This window comes from uncultured Pseudomonas sp., assembly GCF_943846705.1.
GTDB lineage: Bacteria > Pseudomonadota > Gammaproteobacteria > Pseudomonadales > Pseudomonadaceae > Aquipseudomonas.
This window is the reverse complement of sequence record NZ_OX044366.1, coordinates 2,542,969-2,564,833: the sequence shown is the minus strand read 5'-3', so window position 1 is coordinate 2,564,833 and position 21,865 is coordinate 2,542,969. Positions and strand designations below refer to the sequence as shown.

General features: G+C 59.6%; 22 protein-coding genes. 7 read left to right on the top strand and 15 right to left on the bottom strand.

Annotation, left to right across the window (positions count from 1 at the left end; all coding sequences use genetic code 11):
* Window positions 1-159: 159 nt before the first annotated feature.
* From Q0V31_RS12085 to flgB, 4 genes are read right to left on the bottom strand one after another with little or no spacing between them, the layout of a single operon-like run.
* Entirely contained in the window at window positions 160-1,680 is a 1,521-nt protein-coding gene (locus tag Q0V31_RS12085; protein ID WP_298188013.1) for a flagellar hook protein FlgE, read from the bottom strand.
* A gap of 42 nt (window positions 1,681-1,722) precedes the next feature.
* Entirely contained in the window at window positions 1,723-2,391 is a 669-nt protein-coding gene (gene flgD, locus Q0V31_RS12080; protein WP_298188011.1) for a flagellar hook assembly protein FlgD, read from the bottom strand.
* Between the two features lie 25 nt (window positions 2,392-2,416).
* Entirely contained in the window at window positions 2,417-2,860 is a 444-nt protein-coding gene (flgC, locus tag Q0V31_RS12075) for a flagellar basal body rod protein FlgC (protein ID WP_298188010.1), read from the bottom strand.
* Between the two features lie 15 nt (window positions 2,861-2,875).
* Complete coding sequence (flgB, locus tag Q0V31_RS12070) at window positions 2,876-3,283, bottom strand: flagellar basal body rod protein FlgB (RefSeq protein ID WP_298188008.1); 408 nt, start codon at window positions 3,281-3,283, stop codon at window positions 2,876-2,878.
* Window positions 3,284-3,725: 442 nt separating this feature from the next.
* Here flgB and Q0V31_RS12065 point away from each other — a divergent pair, with 442 nt between their 5' ends.
* Entirely contained in the window at window positions 3,726-3,944 is a 219-nt protein-coding gene (locus tag Q0V31_RS12065; RefSeq protein ID WP_298188006.1) for a bacterioferritin-associated ferredoxin, read from the top strand.
* Window positions 3,945-4,140: 196 nt separating this feature from the next.
* Window positions 4,141-4,611 (top strand): bacterioferritin, encoded by a 471-nt coding sequence (gene bfr / locus Q0V31_RS12060; RefSeq protein WP_298188004.1) that lies wholly within the window; start codon window positions 4,141-4,143, stop codon window positions 4,609-4,611.
* Window positions 4,612-4,674: 63 nt separating this feature from the next.
* On the opposite strand, the gene grxD is transcribed toward bfr, so the two are convergent.
* Window positions 4,675-5,001, bottom strand: a complete 327-nt coding sequence (gene grxD / locus Q0V31_RS12055; RefSeq protein ID WP_298188002.1) for a Grx4 family monothiol glutaredoxin — start codon at window positions 4,999-5,001, stop codon at window positions 4,675-4,677.
* Window positions 5,002-5,118: 117 nt separating this feature from the next.
* Complete coding sequence (locus tag Q0V31_RS12050) at window positions 5,119-7,227, bottom strand: molybdopterin oxidoreductase family protein (RefSeq protein ID WP_298188000.1); 2,109 nt, start codon at window positions 7,225-7,227, stop codon at window positions 5,119-5,121.
* A gap of 298 nt (window positions 7,228-7,525) precedes the next feature.
* Between Q0V31_RS12050 and argF the strand changes: the two genes are divergently transcribed.
* Both argF and Q0V31_RS12040 read left to right on the top strand, forming a co-directional pair.
* On the top strand, window positions 7,526-8,446 hold the full coding sequence (gene argF / locus Q0V31_RS12045; RefSeq protein ID WP_298187998.1) for an ornithine carbamoyltransferase: 921 nt from the start codon (window positions 7,526-7,528) through the stop codon (window positions 8,444-8,446).
* Complete coding sequence (locus Q0V31_RS12040; RefSeq protein WP_298187996.1) at window positions 8,443-9,549, top strand: ABC transporter ATP-binding protein; 1,107 nt, start codon at window positions 8,443-8,445, stop codon at window positions 9,547-9,549. The genes argF and Q0V31_RS12040 overlap by 4 nt, the downstream gene beginning before the upstream one ends.
* A 5-nt stretch (window positions 9,550-9,554) precedes the next feature.
* Here Q0V31_RS12040 and Q0V31_RS12035 read toward each other — a convergent pair whose 3' ends face one another.
* The 4 genes from Q0V31_RS12035 to ybaK all read right to left on the bottom strand — a co-directional run bounded on the left by Q0V31_RS12035 (window position 9,555) and on the right by ybaK (window position 13,287).
* A complete protein-coding gene (locus Q0V31_RS12035; RefSeq protein ID WP_298187994.1) occupies window positions 9,555-10,355 on the bottom strand; it encodes a PhzF family phenazine biosynthesis protein in 801 nt (266 codons plus the stop codon).
* A gap of 113 nt (window positions 10,356-10,468) precedes the next feature.
* Window positions 10,469-11,245, bottom strand: coding sequence for a transporter substrate-binding domain-containing protein (locus Q0V31_RS12030; protein WP_298187992.1), 777 nt, complete (start codon window positions 11,243-11,245; stop codon window positions 10,469-10,471).
* 46 nt (window positions 11,246-11,291) lie between these two features.
* Window positions 11,292-12,779, bottom strand: a complete 1,488-nt coding sequence (glpK, locus tag Q0V31_RS12025; protein WP_298187990.1) for a glycerol kinase GlpK — start codon at window positions 12,777-12,779, stop codon at window positions 11,292-11,294.
* Window positions 12,780-12,816: 37 nt separating this feature from the next.
* Window positions 12,817-13,287: a Cys-tRNA(Pro) deacylase gene (gene ybaK, locus Q0V31_RS12020; RefSeq protein WP_298187989.1), complete on the bottom strand. Its 471-nt coding sequence runs from the start codon at window positions 13,285-13,287 to the stop codon at window positions 12,817-12,819.
* A 170-nt stretch (window positions 13,288-13,457) separates the two neighbouring features.
* On the opposite strand from ybaK, the gene Q0V31_RS12015 reads away from it, so the two are divergent.
* Window positions 13,458-14,216, top strand: a complete 759-nt coding sequence (locus tag Q0V31_RS12015) for a DeoR family transcriptional regulator (RefSeq protein ID WP_298187987.1) — start codon at window positions 13,458-13,460, stop codon at window positions 14,214-14,216.
* Window positions 14,217-14,351: 135 nt separating this feature from the next.
* Window positions 14,352-15,893 (top strand): glycerol-3-phosphate dehydrogenase, encoded by a 1,542-nt coding sequence (gene glpD, locus Q0V31_RS12010; protein ID WP_298187986.1) that lies wholly within the window; start codon window positions 14,352-14,354, stop codon window positions 15,891-15,893.
* A 148-nt stretch (window positions 15,894-16,041) separates the two neighbouring features.
* On the opposite strand, the gene ccoM is transcribed toward glpD, so the two are convergent.
* The 4 genes from ccoM to Q0V31_RS11990 form a co-directional block, all read right to left on the bottom strand.
* Window positions 16,042-16,158 carry a cytochrome c oxidase subunit CcoM gene (ccoM, locus tag Q0V31_RS12005; RefSeq protein ID WP_276605876.1) on the bottom strand — a complete coding sequence of 39 codons (117 nt, stop codon included), beginning with the start codon at window positions 16,156-16,158 and terminating at the stop codon, window positions 16,042-16,044.
* Window positions 16,159-16,313: 155 nt separating this feature from the next.
* Complete coding sequence (locus Q0V31_RS12000; protein ID WP_298187981.1) at window positions 16,314-16,475, bottom strand: hypothetical protein; 162 nt, start codon at window positions 16,473-16,475, stop codon at window positions 16,314-16,316.
* Window positions 16,472-17,074 (bottom strand): alpha-ketoglutarate-dependent dioxygenase AlkB, encoded by a 603-nt coding sequence (locus Q0V31_RS11995; protein ID WP_298187979.1) that lies wholly within the window; start codon window positions 17,072-17,074, stop codon window positions 16,472-16,474. Before Q0V31_RS11995 ends, Q0V31_RS12000 begins: the two co-directional genes overlap by 4 nt.
* Before the next feature lie 41 nt (window positions 17,075-17,115).
* A complete protein-coding gene (locus tag Q0V31_RS11990) occupies window positions 17,116-17,415 on the bottom strand; it encodes an aspartate-semialdehyde dehydrogenase (RefSeq protein WP_298187974.1) in 300 nt (99 codons plus the stop codon).
* Between the two features lie 172 nt (window positions 17,416-17,587).
* On the opposite strand from Q0V31_RS11990, the gene rapA reads away from it, so the two are divergent.
* On the top strand, window positions 17,588-20,431 hold the full coding sequence (gene rapA / locus Q0V31_RS11985) for an RNA polymerase-associated protein RapA (protein WP_298187972.1): 2,844 nt from the start codon (window positions 17,588-17,590) through the stop codon (window positions 20,429-20,431).
* Window positions 20,432-20,497: 66 nt separating this feature from the next.
* Here the strand turns inward: rapA and Q0V31_RS11980 are convergent, their stop codons facing one another.
* A complete protein-coding gene (locus tag Q0V31_RS11980; RefSeq protein WP_298187969.1) occupies window positions 20,498-21,826 on the bottom strand; it encodes an MFS transporter in 1,329 nt (442 codons plus the stop codon).
* Between the last annotated feature and the right edge of the window lie 39 nt (window positions 21,827-21,865).

Sequence of the window (21,865 nt, the reverse complement as noted above, 5' to 3'; positions counted from 1 at the left end):
TACAAAGCAAGGGCTATGCCAGCATTCGAAAAACAATCACAAGCCATTGATAAGTATGAATTTAAAAATAAAAAAGACTCCTTCAAGGAGCCTTTTAAAAAATGCAGTGGCGTATTTTTGCCGCCTGCGACAGACACTCGCCTGCCGCAAGCGAGCGTATTAACGCAGGTTGATAATGGTCTGGGTAATCGCACTCTCGGTTTCGATGGTTTTGGCGTTGGCCTGGTAGTTGCGCTGAGCAACGATCAGGTTGACCAGCTGATCGGACAGCTCGACGTTGGAGTCTTCCAGGGCGCCAGATTGCAGAGCCCCCAGGGTCCCGCTGCGCGGCGTACCAACAACCGGTTCGCCGGAAGCAAAGGACTGCACCCAGGCCGTTTTACCCACGGGCGTCAGCCCTTGCGTGTTGGCAAAGTTAGCCAGAATTACCTGCCCCTGCACTTTGGATTGACCATTGGTGTAACGGGCAAAGATCACCCCGGTGTCGTCAATTTCCAGGCCTGCCAGCTGGCCGGTGGTGTAGCCATCCTGGCTGACGCTGTTGACCGCGAAGGTGCTGGAGAACTGAGTGGAGCTACGCATATCAACCAAAATCCCAGCGGGATCGGCATTTGCACCATTACCCGACCAAACGGGCGGAACAGAGTTGTCTGGGGCGGCAGGTCTCCAGCCATTGACAGTGAACCGCCCAGTGGGGTCAATAGTGAAATCTGCTGCGCTAGGGCCGGCGGCACCATCATAGTCACCAGAGACTAATTTGGTCGGGTCTAACTGGCCACTAGGGGTAAAACCCACGCCCATTGAGTACGGCACAGTTGAGCCTGGTTCAGCCGGATTTCGACCGTCAATCAACACATTCATCTGCCATTCGTTGGCACCGGTCTTAACGAAATACTGGCTGAGCACATGGGCATTGCCCTGGGTGTCGTAGACATTGGTAGACGTGGACGAGTTGTAAGTGGTCGGGTCAGCTGGATTGAAGGTGTTATTGGCGGCCAACCGAGCGTTCGAAATGGTTGTAGGGTTAGAAGCAGCTGCTTGACCAGCTCCTTCAGCAGCAGCTATTTCTGCAGGAGTTGGGTTAGCGGGATCAGCAGCTGAAAGAATAGAGGTACTGTAAGCAGTGTCATAAGCAGTCTGAATCGTATTGTCATAAGCCCCCTGCCAGGCTGTAGGCACCTTATTGGTCGAGTTCAGATTGTAGGTTTGATCCAACGTCGTGGTCGCCTTCGGCGATTGGCTCGCAGTCTCAATGCGCAGGTCGTTGATCACGCCATTCTGCAGGTTGCCATTACCATCGACGGCATAGCCCTGCAGCTTGTAGCCAAAGTTATTGACCATAAAACCATCACGGTCAGTGCCGAAGTAGCCGGCTCGGGTATAACTAACGTCACCGTTGTTGCTGGTCTGGAAGAAACCGTTACCGTTGATCGCCAGATCCAGAGCATTTTGTGTGTTGTTGATATTGCCCTGATTGAACAACTGCGAAACGCTGCTCAACATTACGCCGCTGCCAATCGCGTTTTTACCCATACCGTTCACCGAAGCCGAGTACACATCGGCAAACTCTGCACGCGACTGCTTAAAGCCTGCCGTACCGGCGTTGGCGATGTTGTTACCGGTCACGTTGAGGTCGCTGGTTGCGGAACGCAGACCGCTAAGCCCTATGTTGAAACTCATGGAAGACTCCTTTGCCGGACAGCCGGCGGCTAAAACCGTTAGTTACTGACCGATAACCTGTACTTGCGACATAGGCACGCTGCCAAGCCCTGCCAGGTTCAACATCAACTCGCTGCCGCCTAGGGTGACGCTGTCGACGTTAGCCGGCAGCATGGTGTAAAGCCCCTTGGTGCCTTCAGCATAAGTAGCTTGTGCCTCGAACTTATAGGTGCCGGGCGGCAACAGATTGCCGCTGGAGTCCTTACCATCCCAGATAAAGCTGACGTTACCGGCGGCCTGATCGCCCAAGTTGACTCGGCTTACTGCCGAACCTGACTTGTCGTAAATATTGACGTAGACGTTGCTGCTGCTAGCCGGCAAAACCAGACTGGCTTTAAAGCTCTCGCTGGTGTCGACCACCGCCTTGTCCGTCGGCACGATGACCTTACGCCCGACCAGCGAAGACGCCTGCAGCGCTTGGGAAGACTGATAGCCACTGACCAAGGAGCCCATGCTGGTGTTGAGTTTCTCGATGCCTTCAACCTGGCTGAACTGCGCCAGCTGAGCGATAAACTCACCATTGCCCTGCGGCTCAAGCGGGTTCTGGTTATTCAACTGGGCCACCAGCAAATTAAGAAACTCGTTTTTGCCGAGTTCCTTGTTCTGACTGCTGCCCTGCTTGATCTGGTATTGGTCCAGCGCCGTACCGCTGACATCGCCAATCGTGCTCATAACCCTGCGCTCCTTATCCGACGGCTTACTGACCTAGGGTCAATACGCGCTGCATCATTTGCTTGGCGGTGTTCATCATTTCGGTGTTGGTCTGGAAAGCCCGACTGGCGGAAATCATGTCGGCCATTTCCTCCACCACATTGACGTTGGGGTAGTAGACATAACCGCCCTCATCGGCCGCTGGGTGGTTGGGCTCATAGCGTGGCACCAGGCTGCTTTGATCTTCGACCACTCCCAGCACCTGGACGCCGGCACCGGCATTGTCCTGATCGGCGAACAACGAGCCACGACCACCGTCTTGCGCTGACTGGTACACGGTGGCGAACACCGGATGACGCGCGCGGTAAGTCTGATCAATGCTCGAGGAAACCGTCTCGGCGTTGGCGATGTTGCTGGAGATGGTGTTCAGGCGAGTGCTCTGGGCGCTCATACCCATTCCGGCGATGTTGAAAACACTGGTAAGTGACATGGCTTCAGGCTCCTATTAATCGCCGCGCAGGGCGCTGACCAGCCCTTTGAATTTGCTGTTGAGCAGAGTGAAACTGGCTTGGAACTGCACCGAGTTCTCTGCGTAGTTGGATTGTTCGATTTGCAGGTCGACGGTGTTCTGATCAATCGAGGCCTGCATCGGCGTGCGATACGCCAGGCTGGCATCGCTGAGCGTCACGCCATCAGCAGGAATATGCTGACTATTGGTTCGATTCAGGCTGGCCGCGCCGCGCTGGCCCTGAGCGCTTTGCTCGGCTAATACACTGGCGAACTGCAGGTCACGCGCTTTGAAATTAGGCGTGTCTGCGTTGGCAATGTTGTTGGCCAGCACCTCGGCACGCTGGGTGCGAAAGCCGAGAGCTTTTTCATGAATGCCGAGTGCCCGATCGAAACTGATGCTCATGGTCAGAAACCTTTGCCAGTTGGCGTTGCTGTTTTCCGTGCAAGACCACAAGCAAAGCCTGTGCCATTTTATTTTTTATCTATTTATCAATAACTTAACTAACAATAAAGGCGCGGAACGCGGCAAAGCGGCAAGCGCTTTCCGCCTGCGGACAGGCAAGCGGCAATCATGCGCGGGCGTTTGCCGCCCAGCCCGGCAACAGACACGCCAGCGTAACGATTGTGTTGTGACGCTAGGTTGCGACTCTTCCTCTGCAACCAGGCTCTGACGCTGCTCTGCGGCAAGTTCGAAACACCCGCCGGGGCACGCCCCCGTAAGCAGCAGCCCGAACTGACAGGCCAGCGACCACCGCCTGTCAGTCAACGACAGTCATCTTTGACAAGCATTCTCATTAGCATTAGTATCCTTCGCATCAACCACTGCCCTGCCACGAGCCTTAATCATGTACGTCTGTCTCTGCGAAGGTGTTACTGACGGTCAGATCCGCGAAGCCATTTATGAAGGCTGCTGCAGCTACCGTGATGTCCGCGCGACCCTCGGGGTTGCCAGCCAATGCGGCAAATGCGCCTGCCTGGCCAAGCAAGTGGTACGCGAAACCTTGAGCGACGTGCAAAGCAGCCAGGCCGCCATGGCCTACCCGGCAAACTTTGTTGCCGCCTGATTGAACGTGCAGTGAAGAACCGGACCTAGCGTCCGGTTTTTTTATGTTCGCAATTCAACGCGTTAGCACCCAGATGCAGAACGAAAGCGTTCTTACTCAGATTAATTTCAACTTTTAATTCAGGCACTTAGGTTTGACAGTAAAAAACCTGCAGCCCAGAATCAGGTGCTAACTCCCCTGCAAGGCAGACGCAGACATGAAAGGCGACAAGAAAGTCATTCAGCATCTGAACAAGATCCTCGGTAACGAGCTGGTCGCGATCAACCAGTACTTCCTGCATGCGCGCATGTATGAGGACTGGGGCCTGAAGAAACTCGGTGAGCACGAGTACCACGAGTCCATCGACGAGATGAAGCATGCGGACAAGCTAATCAAGCGCATCCTGTTCCTTGAGGGCCTGCCGAACCTGCAAGACCTCGGCAAGATCCTGATCGGTGAAAACACTCAGGAAATGCTTGAGTGCGACCTGAAGATCGAACACAAGGCGCTGATTGATCTGAAAGCGGCAATTGCCTACTGCGAAAGCGTCGGCGATTACGCCAGCCGCGAAATGCTGGAAGACATCCTCTGCTCCGAGGAGGAGCACATCGACTGGCTGGAAACTCAGCTCAGCTTGATCAACTCGGTCGGCCTGCAGAACTACCTGCAGTCGCAGATGGACGAATAAACGCCCACGCCATAAACAACAAACCCCGCACTTGGCGGGGTTTGTTGTTTATGCAGCGTCGGCTTACGCGTCGGCTTTCTGCACAGCCTCTTTGATCAGGGTCTGCAGCTCACCCTTGTCGAACATTTCCGCCATGATATCGCTACCGCCGACCAGCTCACCGCCAACCCACAGTTGCGGGAAAGTTGGCCAGTTGGCGTACTTCGGCAGATTGGCGCGGATTTCCGGGTTCTGCAGGATGTCGACGTAGGCGAACTTCTCGCCACAAGCCATCACAGCCTGCGCAGCCTTGGAAGAAAAGCCGCACTGCGGAGCGTTCGGCGAGCCTTTCATGTACAGCAGAACGGTGTTAGCGGCGATCTGCTCTTTGATGGTTTCGATGATATCCATTGGGCACCTCAGGACTTAACTTTCCGACTCACGGGTCGGCGCGGTGGCGCATTGTAGCGAAAAGCCGAGCGTAATGCTCGGCCTTCCCTGTCGCGTGCGTAACCTAAACGGTGCGCGTCAGGCCGCCTCCACCTGCACCGGCACACCATTCAGCGCGGCATTACCGGACAGGCTGTCGAGTTGCCGTTCATCGGTCAGGTCATTGGCGCTGGCACCCGGTTGCGCGCTGGCAATGCTCATCTGTACGCCAGGCCGCGCATGGCCCCAGCCATGCGGCAGGCTGACCACGCCGGCCATCATCTCGTCGCTGGCGGCGACCTCGACCTCAATCACCCCAACCCGCGAACGCACGCGCACTCGTTGACCATCTATCAGCCCACGCAGGCTCAGGTCTGCCGGGTGCATCAACAGCTGATGGCGCGGTTTGCCTTTAACCAGGCGATGGTAGTTATGCATCCAGGAGTTATTGCTGCGCACATGGCGGCGGCCAATCAGCAGTAGCTCGTCGGCCTTGACCGCTGGTTGTTCGGCAAAGCGTTGCAGGTCGGCCATGATCACCGCCGGCGCAGCCTGCACCTGCTGATTGATGGTTTTCAGGCGCCCGACCAGGTTCGGCTTGAGTGCGCCCAGGTCGAGACCGTGCGGGTGTTCGCGCAGCGTAGCCAGAGACAGTTTATGTTCCGATTTATCGCCATAGGCACCGGCACGCAGACCCATGTCGATCATCTGTTCAGGCGCCATGGTCGGCTTGAGCTCCAGGCCATTCTTGCCGGCAAAAGCCTTGGCCAGGCCGACGAAAATTTCCCAATCATGCAGCGCGCCCACTGGCTTGGCCAAAACCGCTTCGTTAAAGCGGGTGACATTGCGCACGGCGAACATATTAAAGGTGGTGTCGTAGTGATCATGCTCCAGCGGCCCGGTTGGCGGCAGGATCAGGTCGGCATAACGGGTGGTTTCATTGATATAGAAGTCGATGCTGAGCATAAACTCCAGGCCATCTAGCGCCTGCTCCAACTGACGCCCATTGGGTGTCGACAGCACCGGGTTGCCGGCCACCGTCACCAGGGCGCGCACCTGCCCTTCGCCCTCAGTGAGCATTTCCTCAGCCAGGGCGGATACCGGCAACTCACCGCCGTACTCCGGCAAGCCGGATACGCGACTCTGCCAGCGGTTGAAGTTGCCGCCAGAGGTCGACGCCACCATGTCCACAGCCGGCTCAGTACAAAGCACACCGCCCACCCGGTCGACGTTGCCTGTGACCAGGTTGATCAGTTGCACCAGCCACTGACACAAGGTGCCGAACGCCTGGGTCGAAACGCCCATACGGCCGTAGCACACCGCCGATTCGGCAGCGGCAAAGTCCCGCGCCAACTGACGGATCACCTGCGCCGGCACCCCGCAGCGGGTGCTCATGGTTTCAGCAGTAAAGCCGGCGATGGCCTGACGCACCTGATCCAGCCCATCTATCGCCAAATGGCTGCTACGGCCGAGGTCTTCCTCAAACAGGGTGTTAAGCAGGCCGAACAACAGCGCGGCATCCTGCCCCGGCCGCACGAACACGTGCTGGTCGGCAATCGCGGCGGTTTCACTGCGGCGCGGGTCAACTACTACCAGCTTGCCGCCGCGTTTCTGAATGGCTTTAAGGCGTTTCTCCACATCCGGCACAGTCATGATGCTGCCGTTGGAAGCCAGCGGATTGCCGCCCAAAATCAGCATAAAGTCAGTGTGATCGATATCCGGAATCGGAATCAGCAAACCGTGGCCATACATCAAGTGACTGGTCAGGTGATGCGGTAACTGATCAACCGAGGTGGCGGAATAGCGGTTGCGGGTTTTCAACAGGCCGAGAAAGTAATTGCTGTGGGTCATCAGGCCGTAGTTATGCACGCTGGGATTGCCCTGATACACCGCCACAGCGTTTTTGCCGTGTGCCGCCTGAATCGCGCTGAAGCGCTCGGCTACCAGCGCGAAGGCCTCGCCCCAATCAATCGCCTGCCACTCGCTACCCACGCGGCGCATCGGCTGGCGCAGACGGTCGGGATCACTCTGAATATCTTGCAGGGCCACCGCTTTGGGGCAGATATGGCCGCGGCTGAAGGTATCCTGGGCATCGCCCTTGATCGAGCGGATCTGCGTGGAACCATCGCTTTGTACTTCTGTTTCGATGGTCAGGCCACAGATGGCCTCGCAGAGATGACACGCACGGTGATGGAGGGACTTGGTCATGGCCTGGCCTCTTGTTTTAAGTCGACGCACAGCGCATCGCAAAAGCATGACTATGGCGTCAGGTGGCAGCCTGCGCCAGCAGGGTTCGCTGCGTGAATTGAGTTGCATCAGGTCAGCCGATAGCGCTTAGACAGGCGCTGAGCCGAGTCGGCTATTTGCGCCTGATCGACATTTGCTTATAAGATCACTCACTTCCCCGTTTCGTCGCATAGTGCGGCCCTCCAGCCGTAGGTTCTGCCGTTTCTTCTATTCAACTAGGCCATTGAACCTGCGCCCTGCTGTCAAAAGGTAGTTAACGATGAGCGCAAGACACTTTCTCTCGCTGATGGATTGCACACCCGATGAACTGGTGAGCCTGATCCGCCGCGGTATGGAGCTGAAGGACTTGCGTAACCGCGGCGTATTGTTCGAGCCGCTGAAGAACCGCGTCCTGGGTATGATTTTCGAGAAAGCCTCGACGCGTACCCGCCTGTCATTCGAAGCCGGCATGATCCAGCTTGGCGGCCAGGCGATCTTCCTGTCGCCGCGTGATACTCAGCTGGGCCGCGGCGAGCCGATCGGCGACGCGGCCATCGTCATGTCGCGCATGCTCGATGCGGTGATGATCCGCACCTTCGCCCACAGCACCCTGACCGAATTCGCGGCCAACTCGCGTGTGCCAGTGATCAACGGCCTGTCCGATGACCTGCACCCCTGCCAGTTGCTGGCCGACATGCAGACGTATCAGGAGCATCGCGGCAGCATCAAAGGCAAGACCGTGGTGTGGATCGGCGATGGCAACAACATGTGCAACTCCTATATAGAAGCGGCCATTCAGTTCGATTTCCAGCTGCGTGTGGCCTGCCCTGAAGGCTATGAGCCGAGCGCCAGCCTGCTGGCACTGGCCGGTGAGCGCGTACAGGTCATGCGCGACCCACTGCAGGCCGTAGCAGGCGCGCACGTGGTCAGTACCGACGTCTGGGCCTCCATGGGCCAGGAAGAAGAAGCCGCCGAACGCATGCGTCAGTTCAAACCCTATCAAGTGACCCGCGTCCTGCTCGATGCAGCGGCTGAGGACGTGCTGTTCCTGCACTGCCTGCCGGCGCACCGCGGTGAGGAAATCAGCTTCGACCTGCTCGACGACCCTCGCTCAGCAGCCTGGGATCAGGCGGAAAATCGCCTGCACGCGCAGAAAGCATTGCTCGAATTTCTGGTTGACCCGGCGTACCACCACGCATGAGCCAAGCCCTGCTGAACCTACGCGAACTAAGCTGCGGCTACCCTGAACACAAAGTGGTGCAGCACCTTAACCTGCACCTGAATGCCGGCGATATCGGCTGCCTGCTCGGCCCGTCAGGCTGCGGCAAGACCACCACGCTGCGCGCCATCGCTGGTTTCGAGCCGGTGCTGGAGGGGGAAATCCAGCTGGCCGATCAGCTCATCTCCAAAGCGGGTTACACCCTGGCTCCGGAAAAACGCCGGATCGGCATGGTGTTTCAGGATTACGCCCTGTTCCCGCACCTCAGCGTGGCGGAGAACATTGCCTTCGGGATTCGCAAGCAAGCCAATTGCGAGCGCATCACCGGGGAGCTGTTGGAGTTGGTCAAGCTCAGCCATCTGGGCAAGCGCTACCCGCATGAGCTGTCCGGCGGCCAGCAACAGCGTGTCGCCCTGGCCCGTGCCTTGGCTCCGGAACCGCAACTGCTGCTGCTCGACGAGCCCTTCTCCAACCTAGACGGTGAGTTGCGCCGCCGCTTAAGCCATGAAGTGCGCGTCATTCTTAAAGCCCGCGGTACCAGCGCGATTCTGGTCACCCATGACCAAGAAGAAGCCTTTGCCGTGAGCGATCAGGTCGGCGTGTTCAAGGAAGGCAAACTGGAGCAGTGGGACACCCCGTTCAACCTCTACCACGAGCCGCTAACGCCCTTCGTCGCCAGTTTTATCGGCCAGGGCTATTTCATTCGCGGCCAGATGCTCAGCCCTGACACCGTGCAAACCGAACTGGGGTTAATTCGTGGCAACCGCGCTTACACCTGGCCGGTCGGCAGCGCAGTGGACGTACTGCTCCGCCCGGACGACATCATTTATGACCCAGACAGTACGCAAAAGGCGTTAATTGTCGGCAAAACCTTTCTCGGCGCGGCGACCCTGTATCGCCTGCAACTGCCAACGGGCAGCCAGTTGGAAGCGATCTTCCCCAGCCACGCCGATCACCACCCCGGCCAGCAGGTTGGCATTCGCGTAGAAGCCGATCACCTGGTGGCGTTTGCGGTGCCCGGCAGCATTGCCACGCAGGCCAGCCTCAGCGAATCAGGTGTGCGCCGCTACAGCAGCGACAGCTAAGCCACTCACGGCAGGAGTAACCGGCCACTGGCGACCAACAACGCTTGGCCGACAATTTTCACCCGCTCACCCACCAGCTCACAATGCAGTTCGCCGCCGCGTGGCGAACACTGGAAAGCACTCAGGGCGTTCTTGCCGAGTTGCTCGACCCAATAAGGCGTGAGGATGCAGTGGGTCGAGCCGGTGACGGGGTCTTCATTGATGCCAATGGCCGGGGCAAAGTAGCGCGAGACGAAATCATGCTGCTCACCGGCTGCGCTGATCAGCAGCCCCAGCCCCGGCAATGTTGCCAGCGCAACTAAATCGGGCTGACAAGCCCGTACAGCCGCCTCGCTCGGCAGTATCGCCAGTAACTCCTGAATACCCGGCCCCTCATGCAAGGCCAATACGCATTGCACCGACATACCCAGTACCTGCTCAACCTCTGCGCGCAGCTCGCAAGGCCGTGCTCGACGCACCGGGAAATCCAGTACCAGCTGGTTGCCAGCGCGACTGACCCGTAGCGCGCCAGACAAACAGATAAAGTCGATTGCCTCGCCGGTTTCACCGTACTGTTCAAACAGCACATGGGCGGCCGCCAGGGTGGCATGGCCGCACAGCGGTACTTCAGCGGACGGGGTAAACCAGCGGATATGCCAGACCGCGCCCTCCTTCACCACAAAGGCGGTTTCCGCCAGATTATGTTCGGCAGCAATCTGCTGCATCAAGGCCTCATCCAGCCAGCTGTCGAGGCGATAGACCATGGCCGGATTGCCGCTGAAGGCTTGTTGCGCGAAGGCGTCAACCTGATGAAAGTCGAGCTGCATAGGGCGTACTCATGATGGCTGATGCAGCAGAGCATGCCGCACAGCAGATTCTGGTGCCTACTACAGCCGCCTGTGATTTCAGCCGTACAGTGCAGAACGCAGAACACCGCGACTCAAGGCACCACCACCCCATAGGCGCGCAGCAGCGCCTGTAGGCGTCCATTGGCTATATAGCGCTGCAAGCCTTGCTCAAAGAGTTCGACATAACGCGGGCTGGACGCCAAGGCCGGCGAAAAGGCCAGATAGATCGGCACATCTGGAGCACGACAACCGGCTTCACGCAGCTCATTGGTTAACCTCTGCTCGCGCAACATAGCCTGCACCACCCAGGTATTTTCCAACACGGCATCGACGCGCTTACGCCTGAGTTTTTCCAGCAGTAATGGCAACGCCAGATCCCCCGCCGCCACCTGAATACGCTGACTGTCATGGTAGTGGGCCGCGATATAGGCATTCAGCTCATCGCCGTAGCTGTAGTCGTTGATGATGCCCAGGCGCTGCTCGGCCAGAGAGGCGATACCGGTAAAGCGCCAGGTGGAGTCCTGCCGCGTAAAGAAGCAGTTACGGGCCAACGCCACAGGCGTAGCACCCAGAAGAAAATCCGGGGCGTCCTCAACACCCGCGCCAATTGCCGCGTTCACCTGTCCGCGCCGCACCTGATGCAAGGTGCGTGACCAATTCAGCGCCTGATACTGCACCTCGATACCCGACTCGGCAAAGATCTCCCGCGCCAGCTCAACGAAGATCCCCGGACGCTCGGAGCCCGGCTGGCAGTTGATCGGACACCAGACATCACCGGCAATCAGCACCGTCTCGGCCCTTACCAGCCCGGCATAACCGAGCAGCGCGCCAAACAACCCGGCAATAACCAGCGGATGACGCAGCGGCATGCTGATCTCCACGTTGAGAAAGAAGGCAACCCGCGCTTCATCACCCTTATGCTTCGCTGCGTACCCTGCTCACTGCATCCAGCCAGCCTTTATAGAGGGTACTGCGATGGCTATCGGCCATGCGCGGGTTGAAACGCTGCTGGCGATGCCAGTGCCGGGCGATACTTTCCAAGTCCTGATAAATCCCGGCTTGCAGCCCCGCCAGATAGGCGACGCCCAGCGCTGTGGTTTCGGTCACTTCAGGTCGCTCCACCGGCACACCCAAGATGTCGGCGAGAAACTGCATGACCCAGTTGTTTTCCACCATACCACCATCCACACGCAACGCACTGGGTTCGGCGGCACCGTCCTGACGCATGGCTTCGAGCAAGTCACGGGTCTGGTAGCACACCGCCTGCAGGCCAGCAGTGACGATTTCCTTGATCCCGGTATCACGGGTCAGACCAAAAATCGCGCCACGGGCTTTCGGGTCCCAGTACGGCGCACCGAGCCCGGTAAACGCAGGCACCAGGTACACACCACAGGCATCGCCGGTCTGCTCGGCCAGCGCTTCAGTGTCGCGGGCATGGCTGATCAGCTTGATGCCGTCGCGCAGCCACTGCACGGCGGCACCGGCGACAAAGATACTGCCCTCTACAGCATAGGTGACCTTGCCGTTAAGCCGATAACCGACGGTGGTGAGCAGCCGATTTTGTGAAGCAACCGGCGTGTCACCGGTGTTCTGGATCATGAAGCAGCCGGTGCCATAGGTGCTTTTCACCATGCCCGGCTCAAAGCAAGCCTGGCCGATCAACGCCGCCTGCTGGTCACCGGCCATGCCCAGTACCGGAATCGCCGCGCCGAGCAGGCTGGCCTCGGTAGCACCAAAGTCGGCCGCACAATCGAGTACCTCAGGCATCAGGCTGGCCGGTATCTCAAATAACTTGAGCAGGTCTTCATCCCACTGCTGGGTATGGATGTTGAACAGCAAGGTCCGTGAGGCATTGCTGGCATCGGTCTTGTGCGATTGGCCGCCGGTCAGGCGCCACAGCAAGAACGAGTCCACGGTGCCGAAACGCAACTCGCCGCGCTCGGCACGCTCACGCGCACCGGGTACTGTGTGCAGAATCCAGCGCAGCTTGGTCGCCGAGAAATACGGGTCAATCAACAGGCCAGTTTTTGCTGCCACCGCAGCCTCATGCCCTGCGGCCTTAAGCTCGGCGCAGTAATCGGCGGTACGGCGATCCTGCCAGACGATGGCCGGATGGATCGGCGTACCGCTGACAGCGTCCCACACCAGGGTGGTTTCACGCTGATTGGTGATGCCGATGGCCGCGATATCGCTGGCCTGCAAGCCGCCCTGCTGCAACGCCTCGCGGCAAACCTTGAGGGTGCTCAGCCACAGCTCTTCACCGTCATGCTCGACCCAACCGTCCTGCGGGAAATACTGCTTGAACTCCTGCTGCGCGCGCGCCACCGGCAACCCTTGGGCGCTGAACACAATGGCACGGCTGCTGGTGGTGCCCTGGTCGATGGCAAGCAGGTAATGGGACATGCAGATTTCCTTGTTGTTATAGGTTATTGAACGGCGTTTAGCCGCGACCGATTGGGGCAAATACCCCCTGGGTCAGTTGCGCCAGCACAGCGGCCGCCAGCTGTACTTCCAAGCCGCGCCGCCCGGCGCTGACGTAGATACTGGGAAACTGCTGCGCGGACTCATCAATAAAAGTACGCAGCCGCTTCTTCTGCCCCAGCGGGCTGATGCCGCCCAGCAGGTAACCGGTAGCGCGCTGCGCCGCTGCCGGGTCGGCCATGTCGGCTTTCTTCACGCCCGCCGCCTGAGCCAAGGCTTTCAGGTCGAGCGTGCCTGCCACCGGCACCACCGCTACCAGCAACTCACCCTTCTCGCTGGCCGCCAGCAGGGTCTTGAACACTTGCGCAGGGTCAAGATTGAGCTTTTCCGCCGCTTCCAAACCGTAGGAAGCCGCCTTGGGATCGTGGCTATAGCTGTGCACCTGATGCACCGCTTTGGCCTTTTTTAACAAATCGATGGCTGGGGTCATGTTCGAATGTGAAAACAATCTGACAAAGTTGGCGTACCTTAGCCGAAAAAACTGCCTAGAGCAGTTTTTAACGTCGCCTAGCGGCGACCCGCAGAGTGACTTGTGTGGGTGGCATGCTCATAAACTTAGCAGCCGCCAGTCTATAATGCGCGCACTTCCAAGGAGCCTCCATGACCCTGCCGCTGCGCCAACAGGATATTCTCGAAATCGCCCGCGAGCGCGGCTACGTCAGCATCGACGAGTTGGCCCAGGCCTTTGCCGTCACTCCGCAAACCATTCGCCGCGACATTAACCAGCTCGCCGAACAAGGCTTGCTGCGCCGCACCCACGGCGGCGCGGCGAGTGAAAGTTCAAGCATCCAGAACACCGCCTACAGCATGCGCGCAGGCCTGATGCGCGATGAAAAACAGCGCATCGCCACCGCCATCGCCGCACAAATCCCCGACCACGCGTCGCTGTTTATCAATATCGGCACCACCACCGAGGCGATTGCCCGTGAGTTACTCGGCCACAAGGGCCTGAAGATCATCACCAATAACCTGCACGTGGCGGCCCAGCTCAGCGCCAAGGCCGACTTCGAGGTGCTCCTGGCCGGCGGCACCGTGCGCAGCGATGGCGGCGTGGTGGGCCAGGCAGCAGTGGATTTTATCCAGCAGTTCAAAGTCGACTTCGCCCTGGTTGGCATCAGCGGAATTGATGAAGACGGCAGCCTGCTCGACTTCGACTATCAGGAAGTCCGCGTCTCCCAAGCCATTATTAGCAACGCCCGCCAGGTATTCCTGGCCGTCGACTCAAGCAAATTTGGCCGCAATGCCGTGGTGCGCCTGGGTTCGGTTGCCCTGGTTGATCGACTGTTCACCGACGCCGCCCCCTCAACTGCAGTCAACCGCCTGCTCAGCGAACACAAGGTGCAGCTCGACCTGGTGTAACCCAGCGCCTTAATTTTAATAACCGAACGCCGTTGGGCGCGAAAGCGCACCCCGGGGTGGCGAAGCTGTGCATATTCGACTAGCATATTTTCGAAAGTGAACATTTAAAGTTCAATACTGACTTTCGGTGCCGCCATGCCTACTCGCTCTGCCAGCCACACCCCTCTCGCTGAAGTCTATGACCTCGCCGTCATTGGCGGCGGCATCAATGGCGCGGGGATTGCCGCCGATGCCGCCGGTCGCGGCCTGAGCGTGTTCCTTTGTGAAAAGGACGACCTGGCGCAGCACACCTCTTCGGCCAGCAGCAAGCTGATTCACGGCGGCCTGCGCTACCTGGAGCATTACGAATTCCGCCTGGTGCGCGAAGCGTTGGCCGAACGTGAAGTGCTGCTGAACAAAGCCCCGCATATCGTTAAACCCCTGCGTTTTATCCTGCCGCACCGCCCGCACCTGCGCCCGGCGTGGATGATCCGCGCCGGGCTGTTTCTCTACGACCATCTGGGCAAGCGCGAAAAGCTGGCCGGCTCGCGCAGCCTGCGCTTTGGCGCCGGCAGCCCGCTGAGAGCCGAGATCAGCCGCGGCTTCGAATATTCCGACTGCTGGGTCGACGACGCCCGCCTGGTGGTGCTCAACGCCATGGCCGCCCGCGAAAACGGCGCACACGTGCACAGCCGCACCCGCTGCCTCAGCGCCCGGCGCAGCAAAGGCCTGTGGCATATCCACCTGGAACGTCACGACGGCAGCCTGTTTTCGATTCGTGCACGTGCGCTGGTCAACGCCGCAGGGCCCTGGGTTGCGCAGTTTATTCGGGAAGACCTGAAGCAGCAGTCGCCCTACGGCATTCGCCTGATCCAGGGCAGCCATATCGTCGTGCCACGCCTGTTCGAGGGCGAGCAGGCCTACATTCTGCAAAACGAAGACCGCCGCATTGTGTTCGCCATCCCCTATCAGGAGCGCTTCACCCTGATCGGCACCACCGACCGTGAATACCAAGGTGACCCTGGCAAAGTAGCGATCAGCGCAGAAGAAACCGACTACCTGTTGAACGTAGTCAACGCCCACTTCAAAAAGCAGTTGGCGCGCGGCGATATTCTGCACACTTACGCCGGCGTGCGGCCGCTGTGCGACGACGAGTCGGACGACCCGTCTGCGGTCACCCGCGATTACACCCTGTCACTGTCCAGCCCACCGGGCGAAGCGCCGCTGCTTTCGGTATTCGGCGGCAAGCTCACCACCTACCGCAAACTCGCCGAATCGGCATTGGAACAACTGTCGCCCTTCTTCCCCAAGATGGGCCCCCGCTGGACCGCGACCAGCCTGCTGCCTGGCGCAGAGCAGCTGGACAGTCAAAGCGTCTTGATCGAAGCATTGTGTGCACGCTTTGACTGGCTGCCCACCGCCCTGGCCCGGCGCTGGGCCAGCAGCTACGGCAGCCGCAGCTGGGTAATGCTCAAAGGCGTGAGCAGCCTCAGCGATCTGGGAGAGCACCTGGGCGGCAGCCTCTACACCCGTGAAGTCGACTATTTATGCCAGCACGAGTGGGCTATACAGGCCGAGGACATTCTCTGGCGGCGCAGCAAACTCGGCCTCTTCACCACAGCGGCGCAGCAAGCCAAGCTCGACAGTTACCTGCGCCTCGAATCACCCCACAACCCGCAAGACGCCAGCGCCATCTAAGCGCATAACCCCGGTAAGCATGCTCAAAAATCATCGTTAACCGCGCGCTGCGGCTGTTCGACTGGATGCTCGCCATGCATGGCACAGGCATAAAAAAGGGCGACCGAAGTCGCCCAAATTGCCTTGCGTGCCCCTTGCCCTAGCGGATTCAGCCCTGCTTGCGCTTGTGCGAGTCCTGCCAGATGAAATAGCCAACACCGACGAAGAAGGCGACCATCAGACCGACCGTGCCGATACCGGCGAGAACTACGACATCGATAAACATGGTTGCCTCCTGCATGAAGCCTGTGTGGGAATGGCTTCAAGGTATCAGGGGCAAATTGGCCGCTATTGATCCAGATCAATAATGGCCAGGCGCGGCTCGCATGAGGCGGCGCTTAGCTGATCCAGATCAATAAATCAGCTCGCCACCTGCCGGCATCAACGCTTTTTCGGTTTGCCTGCAGGCTTCTTCTTGCCCTTGGGCAATGGCAGGGCTTGTTCGAACGCGTCACGCATTTCATTGAGTTTTTTGTCACGCAGGTCATGGATGCGTTTGTCGCGTTCGGCCGCGAAATCAATCAGCTGGTTGTCTTGGCTCATGGGCTCGGCTTGATCAAACGAAAGGTCAGGTTCAGACGTGGCGCACAGGGGCTGCGCGTCTTCGCCACTTGGTGCTGCCAATAATGCTGGGTTGGCCCGCGCATGACCAGCAATGATCCATGCGCCAAAGGCAGCGAATGCTCAATACGACTTTGCCCCTTACGGCGCAAATCAAAACGCCGAGTGCCGCCTAGGTTAAGCGAGGCAATCAGCGGATTAGCGCCCAACTCTGCTTCATCATCGCTGTGCCAGCCCATGGAGTCCTGACCATCACGATAATAGTTGAGCAGCACGCCATTCAGTGGCTGCCCGACAGCAGCGACCACCTGTGCGCGAATCTGCGCAAGCAATGGCGTCCAGGGCAGCGGTTGATGGGTCAAGCCCGAGTAGCGATAGCGGGCCTGAGCATCGCCATACCAAGCCACCAGTCTTGGCACCGGCAGTTGCCGGCCATATATCTGTACGTGCGGCTGCTGCCAGGGTGTTTGCGCGATCAACTCGCTTAGCCAGCGCTCGGCGGTCGCTACATCTAACCACTGCGTATGCAACTCAAGTTCGGCGTTGGGTAGCTGCAGTGGGTTGTCATCAAATAGATCCACAGGGTAAAGCTCGCAGGACGGTGTGAATAAGTGTGCAGTCCTCAGACTTCAACATCCACCCACAACCCTTGACGCGGCAGCTCCTCGAAGTCGGCTTCATCGGCTGCGCCCACCTCACCTTCGGCCAACTCTTCGGGCGTATAGCCGCGTCGACGCTGGCGCCGGCGTTGCTCTTCGCGCAGCAGCGCCTCGGCCTCCTGCGGGTGCCGCTTGTCCACACTGACGGCGCTTTCCTTGGCGCTTTCGGCAGCCGCGGTCACCGGCGGAATTTCCGGGCGCGGCTTGACCACATCGTTCTGCACGGTGACAGGAGCCAGGCTGTGGGGGATTGGTGGCAGCATTTTTCAGCCCTCCTTTGGTCAGACTGTCGGCCGGCGAGGCCGCGACTTGAGCGCCAGCTCGCTACACTTTTGATCAACCAAACCACACAAAGTGCCCGACGTGGAGCATTGCGCCTTTGGTCAGGCCCGGCGCTGCGTTAACATAGTCGGCTTTTTTACGCGGGAGACAAGCATGGCGCAGTATGAACCGGGGCAACGCTGGATCAGTGACAGCGAAGCGGAGCTGGGTTTGGGAACCGTTCTGATGCAGGACGGCCGCATGCTCACCGTGCTCTACCCGGCCACCGGCGAAACCCGCCAGTACGCCATGCGCAGCGCGCCGTTGACCCGCGTACGCTTTTCACCGGGCGATGAAATCACCCACTTCGAGGGCTGGAAGCTGACCGTCCAGGAAGTCGACGATGTTGACGGCCTGCTGGTTTATCACGGCCTTAATGCACAGCACGAAAGCGTCACCCTGCCGGAAACCCAGCTGTCGAACTTTATCCAGTTCCGCCTGGCCAGTGACCGCCTGTTCGCCGGGCAGATCGACCCGCTGCCGTGGTTCGCCCTGCGCTATCACACCCTCGATTACACCAGCCGCCAGTTGCAATCCAGTCTCTGGGGCCTGGGCGGCGTGCGCGCGCAACCGATTGCTCACCAGCTGCACATCGCCCGCGAAGTGGCTGACCGGATTGCCCCGCGGGTACTCCTGGCGGATGAAGTAGGCCTGGGGAAAACCATCGAAGCCGGTTTGGTGATTCATCGCCAGCTGCTCTCCGGGCGCGCCAACCGCGTGTTGATCCTGGTGCCGGAAAACCTCCAGCACCAGTGGCTGGTGGAGATGCGCCGGCGCTTCAATCTGGACGTTGCGCTGTTCGACGAAGAGCGCTTTATCGAAAGCGATGCCAGCAACCCGTTCGAAGACTGCCAGCTGGCGCTGGTCGCGCTTGAGTGGCTGTGTGAGGACGAAAACGCCCAGGACGCGCTGTTCGCTGCCGGCTGGGACCTGCTGGTGGTCGACGAAGCGCACCACCTGGTCTGGCACCCGGAACACGCCAGCGCCGAGTACGCTCTGGTCGAACAGCTCGCCGAAATAATCCCCGGCGTGCTGCTGCTCACCGCCACCCCCGAGCAACTCGGCCAGGACAGCCACTTTGCGCGCCTGCGCCTGCTCGACCCGAATCGCTTCCACGACCTCAATGCCTTCCGCGCTGAGAGCGAGCACTACAAGCCGATTGCCGAAGCCGTACAGGAGCTGCTGGACAAAGGCAGCCTGTCCGACGCGGCGCACAAGACCATCCACGACTTCCTCGGTGACGGTGGTGAAGAGCTGCTCAGCGCGGTCAATGCCGGCGACAGCGAAGCTTCGGCGCGCCTGGTGCGTGAACTGCTCGACCGTCACGGCACCGGCCGCTTGCTGTTCCGTAACACCCGTGCCGCCGTGCAGGGTTTCCCCGACCGCGAGCTGCACCCCTACCCGCTGGCCAGCCCCGACGAATACATGGAGCTGCCCATCGGCGAGCACGCCGACCTGTACCCAGAGGTCAGCTATCAGGCGCAGTCGGAAGTCGATGAAGAGCTGCGCTGGTGGAAGTTCGACCCGCGCGTCGAATGGCTGATCGACACCCTGAAGATGCTGAAGAAGTTCAAGGTCCTGGTGATCTGCGCCCACGCCGAAACCGCCATGGACCTGGAAGACGCCCTGCGCGTACGCAAAGGCATCCCGGCCACGGTGTTCCACGAGGGCATGAGCATCCTTGAGCGTGACCGCGCCGCGGCCTACTTCGCCGATGAAGAGTTCGGCGCCCAGGTACTGATTTGCTCGGAAATCGGCTCCGAAGGCCGCAACTTCCAGTTCGCTCACCACCTGGTGCTGTTCGATCTGCCGGCGCACCCGGACCTGCTCGAACAGCGCATTGGCCGCCTCGACCGCATCGGCCAGAAGCACCGCATTCAGTTGCACGTGCCGTACCTGGAAAACAGCCCGCAAGAGCGCCTGTTCCAGTGGTATCACCAGGCACTCAATGCCTTCCTTGCCACCTGCCCGACCGGTAACGCGTTGCAGCAAAAGTTTGGTAGCCGCCTGCTGCCGATGCTGGAAAGCGGCGATGACGGCGAGTGGCAAGCGCTGGTTGATGAAGCCACAACCGAGCGCCTGCGCCTGGAAGACGAACTGCACGCTGGCCGCGACCGCCTGCTGGAGCTAAACTCCGGCGGTGCTGGCGAAGGCGAAGCACTGGTCGAAGCGATTCTCGAGCAAGACGACCAGTTCGCCCTGCCGATCTATATGGAGCAACTGTTCGACGCCTTTGGCATCGACAGTGAAGACCATTCCGACAACGCGCTGATCCTGCGCCCCAGCGAGAAGATGCTGGATGCCAGCTTCCCCCTCGGCGACGACGAAGGCGTGACCATCACCTACGATCGCGACATGGCCCTGGTGCGCGAAGACATGCAATTCCTCACCTGGGAACACCCCATGGTGCAAGGCGGCATGGACCTGGTGCGCTCCGGCTCGATGGGTAACACCGGCGTCGCGCTGATCAAAAACAAGGCACTGAAACCCGGCACCGTGTTGCTGGAAATGCTCTATGTCAGTGAAGTAGTCGCGCCGCGTGCGCTGCAGCTCGGTCGTTATCTGCCGCCGATTGCCCTGCGCTGCCTGCTCGACGCCAACGGCAACGACCTGGCGCACAAGGTGGCTTTCGATACCTTGAACGATCAGCTGGAAAGCGTCCCGCGCGCCAGTGCCAACAAGTTCGTCCAGGCCCAGCGCGACAGCCTCAACCCGTTGATCAACGCCGGCGAAGGTAAAGTTGCCGAGCGCCACAACACCCGCGTCGATGAAGCCAAGCGCCGCCTGGCCGCCGAGACCGATGAGGAACTGGCGCGCCTGATCGCCCTGCAAGCGGTCAACCCAAGTGTGCGCGACAGTGAACTCAACGCCCTGCGCCAATTGCGCGAGCAAGGCCTGGCCATGCTCGACAAAGCCGCGCTACGCCTGGAAGCCATCCGCGTGCTGGTCGCCGGCTAAGCCTAAGGTGTATACCCAGACAGCAAAAGGCCCGCAATTGCGGGCCTTTTGCTGTCTGGGTCCGGTTCAGGCCGGCACGCCTTCAGCCATACCGCGCTGCATCTGCGCGGAATCGCGCACAAAGCAGCGCGAGGCCTGCACCAGCGCCAGCATGGTCATAAACAAGGCCACCGGTATCAGGTACATGGCGTTGTGCAAACCCACGGCTTTGAAGGCTTCGCTCATCTCACTTGCGCCTGCCGCGAGCATCGCCGCCTGGGAGTAATGATCCGACAGCAGCCCAACCGCCACCGGGCCCAGGCCACCCCCTAACAGGTACAGGCCAGCGAAGAACAGCGCCATGGCCGTAGCCCGCAAGCGTGGCTCGATTACATCCTGAATCGCGGTGTAAACGCAGGTGTAAAAGTTGTAGGCAAACAACCAACCAATGCTGAACAAGGCCACAAACACGGCAACTTCAACCCGCCCCGCGAGCAAGGCAACGCCAGTAGCCGTCGCGGCGATCAGCATGCTCAACGCAGCAAACAGCAAGCGCCCGGTCTGCCAGCGCTGATGAATCTTGTCGGCCAGCCAGCCACCCAGAGTCAGGCCGACTAAACCGGTAAGACCGACAATCACCCCAGTGGCCATGGCGGCTTGCTCCAGCGGCAACAGGAAGTAGCGCTGCAGCATCGGCACCATAAATGAGTTGCAGGCGTAAGTGGCGAAGTTGAACGTCAACCCGGCCACCACCAACCACCAGAAGGTGCGAATCGCCAGCACCTTGCGCACTGGCTTATCCACCGGCGTGGTCTGTGACTTGACCTGCTCGGCCGCACCACGCGCGGGCTCTTTAATAAAGAACATAAACAGCGCCAGAATCATCCCCGGCACTGCGGCAATAAAGAACGGCGCGCGCCAGCTGTCGAAGGCCTTAACCATCGCGCCAATGGTGAAGAACGCCAGCAGCAAACCAATCGGCAGCCCGAGCATAAAGATACCCATGGCCCGTGCGCGCTTGTGCGCCGGAAACAGGTCGCCAATCAGCGAGTTGGCCGCCGGCGCGTAGCTGGCCTCGCCAATGCCCACGCCCATGCGAATCAGCAGGAAACTCCAGAAGTTCCAGGCCAAGCCGTTCACCGCCGTCAGGCCACTCCAGACGGCCAGGCCCCAACCCATGATCTTGCGTCGCGCGCCGGTGTCGGCCATGCGCCCCAGCGGCACACCGGCGATGGCGTAGACAATGGTAAAGGCGGTACCGATCAACCCCAGCTGCAGGTCGCTTAGGCCCCACTCCATGCGGATCGGCTCGATGATGATCGCCGGAATGGTGCGATCGAAAAAATTGAACAAATTGGCGAGAAAAAGCAGGAACAGAATGCGCCAGGCATTCGTCGCTTGCAGGGATTGCTGCATGGAATCCATCTCTAATTATTGTTATCGAAACACGCCAGC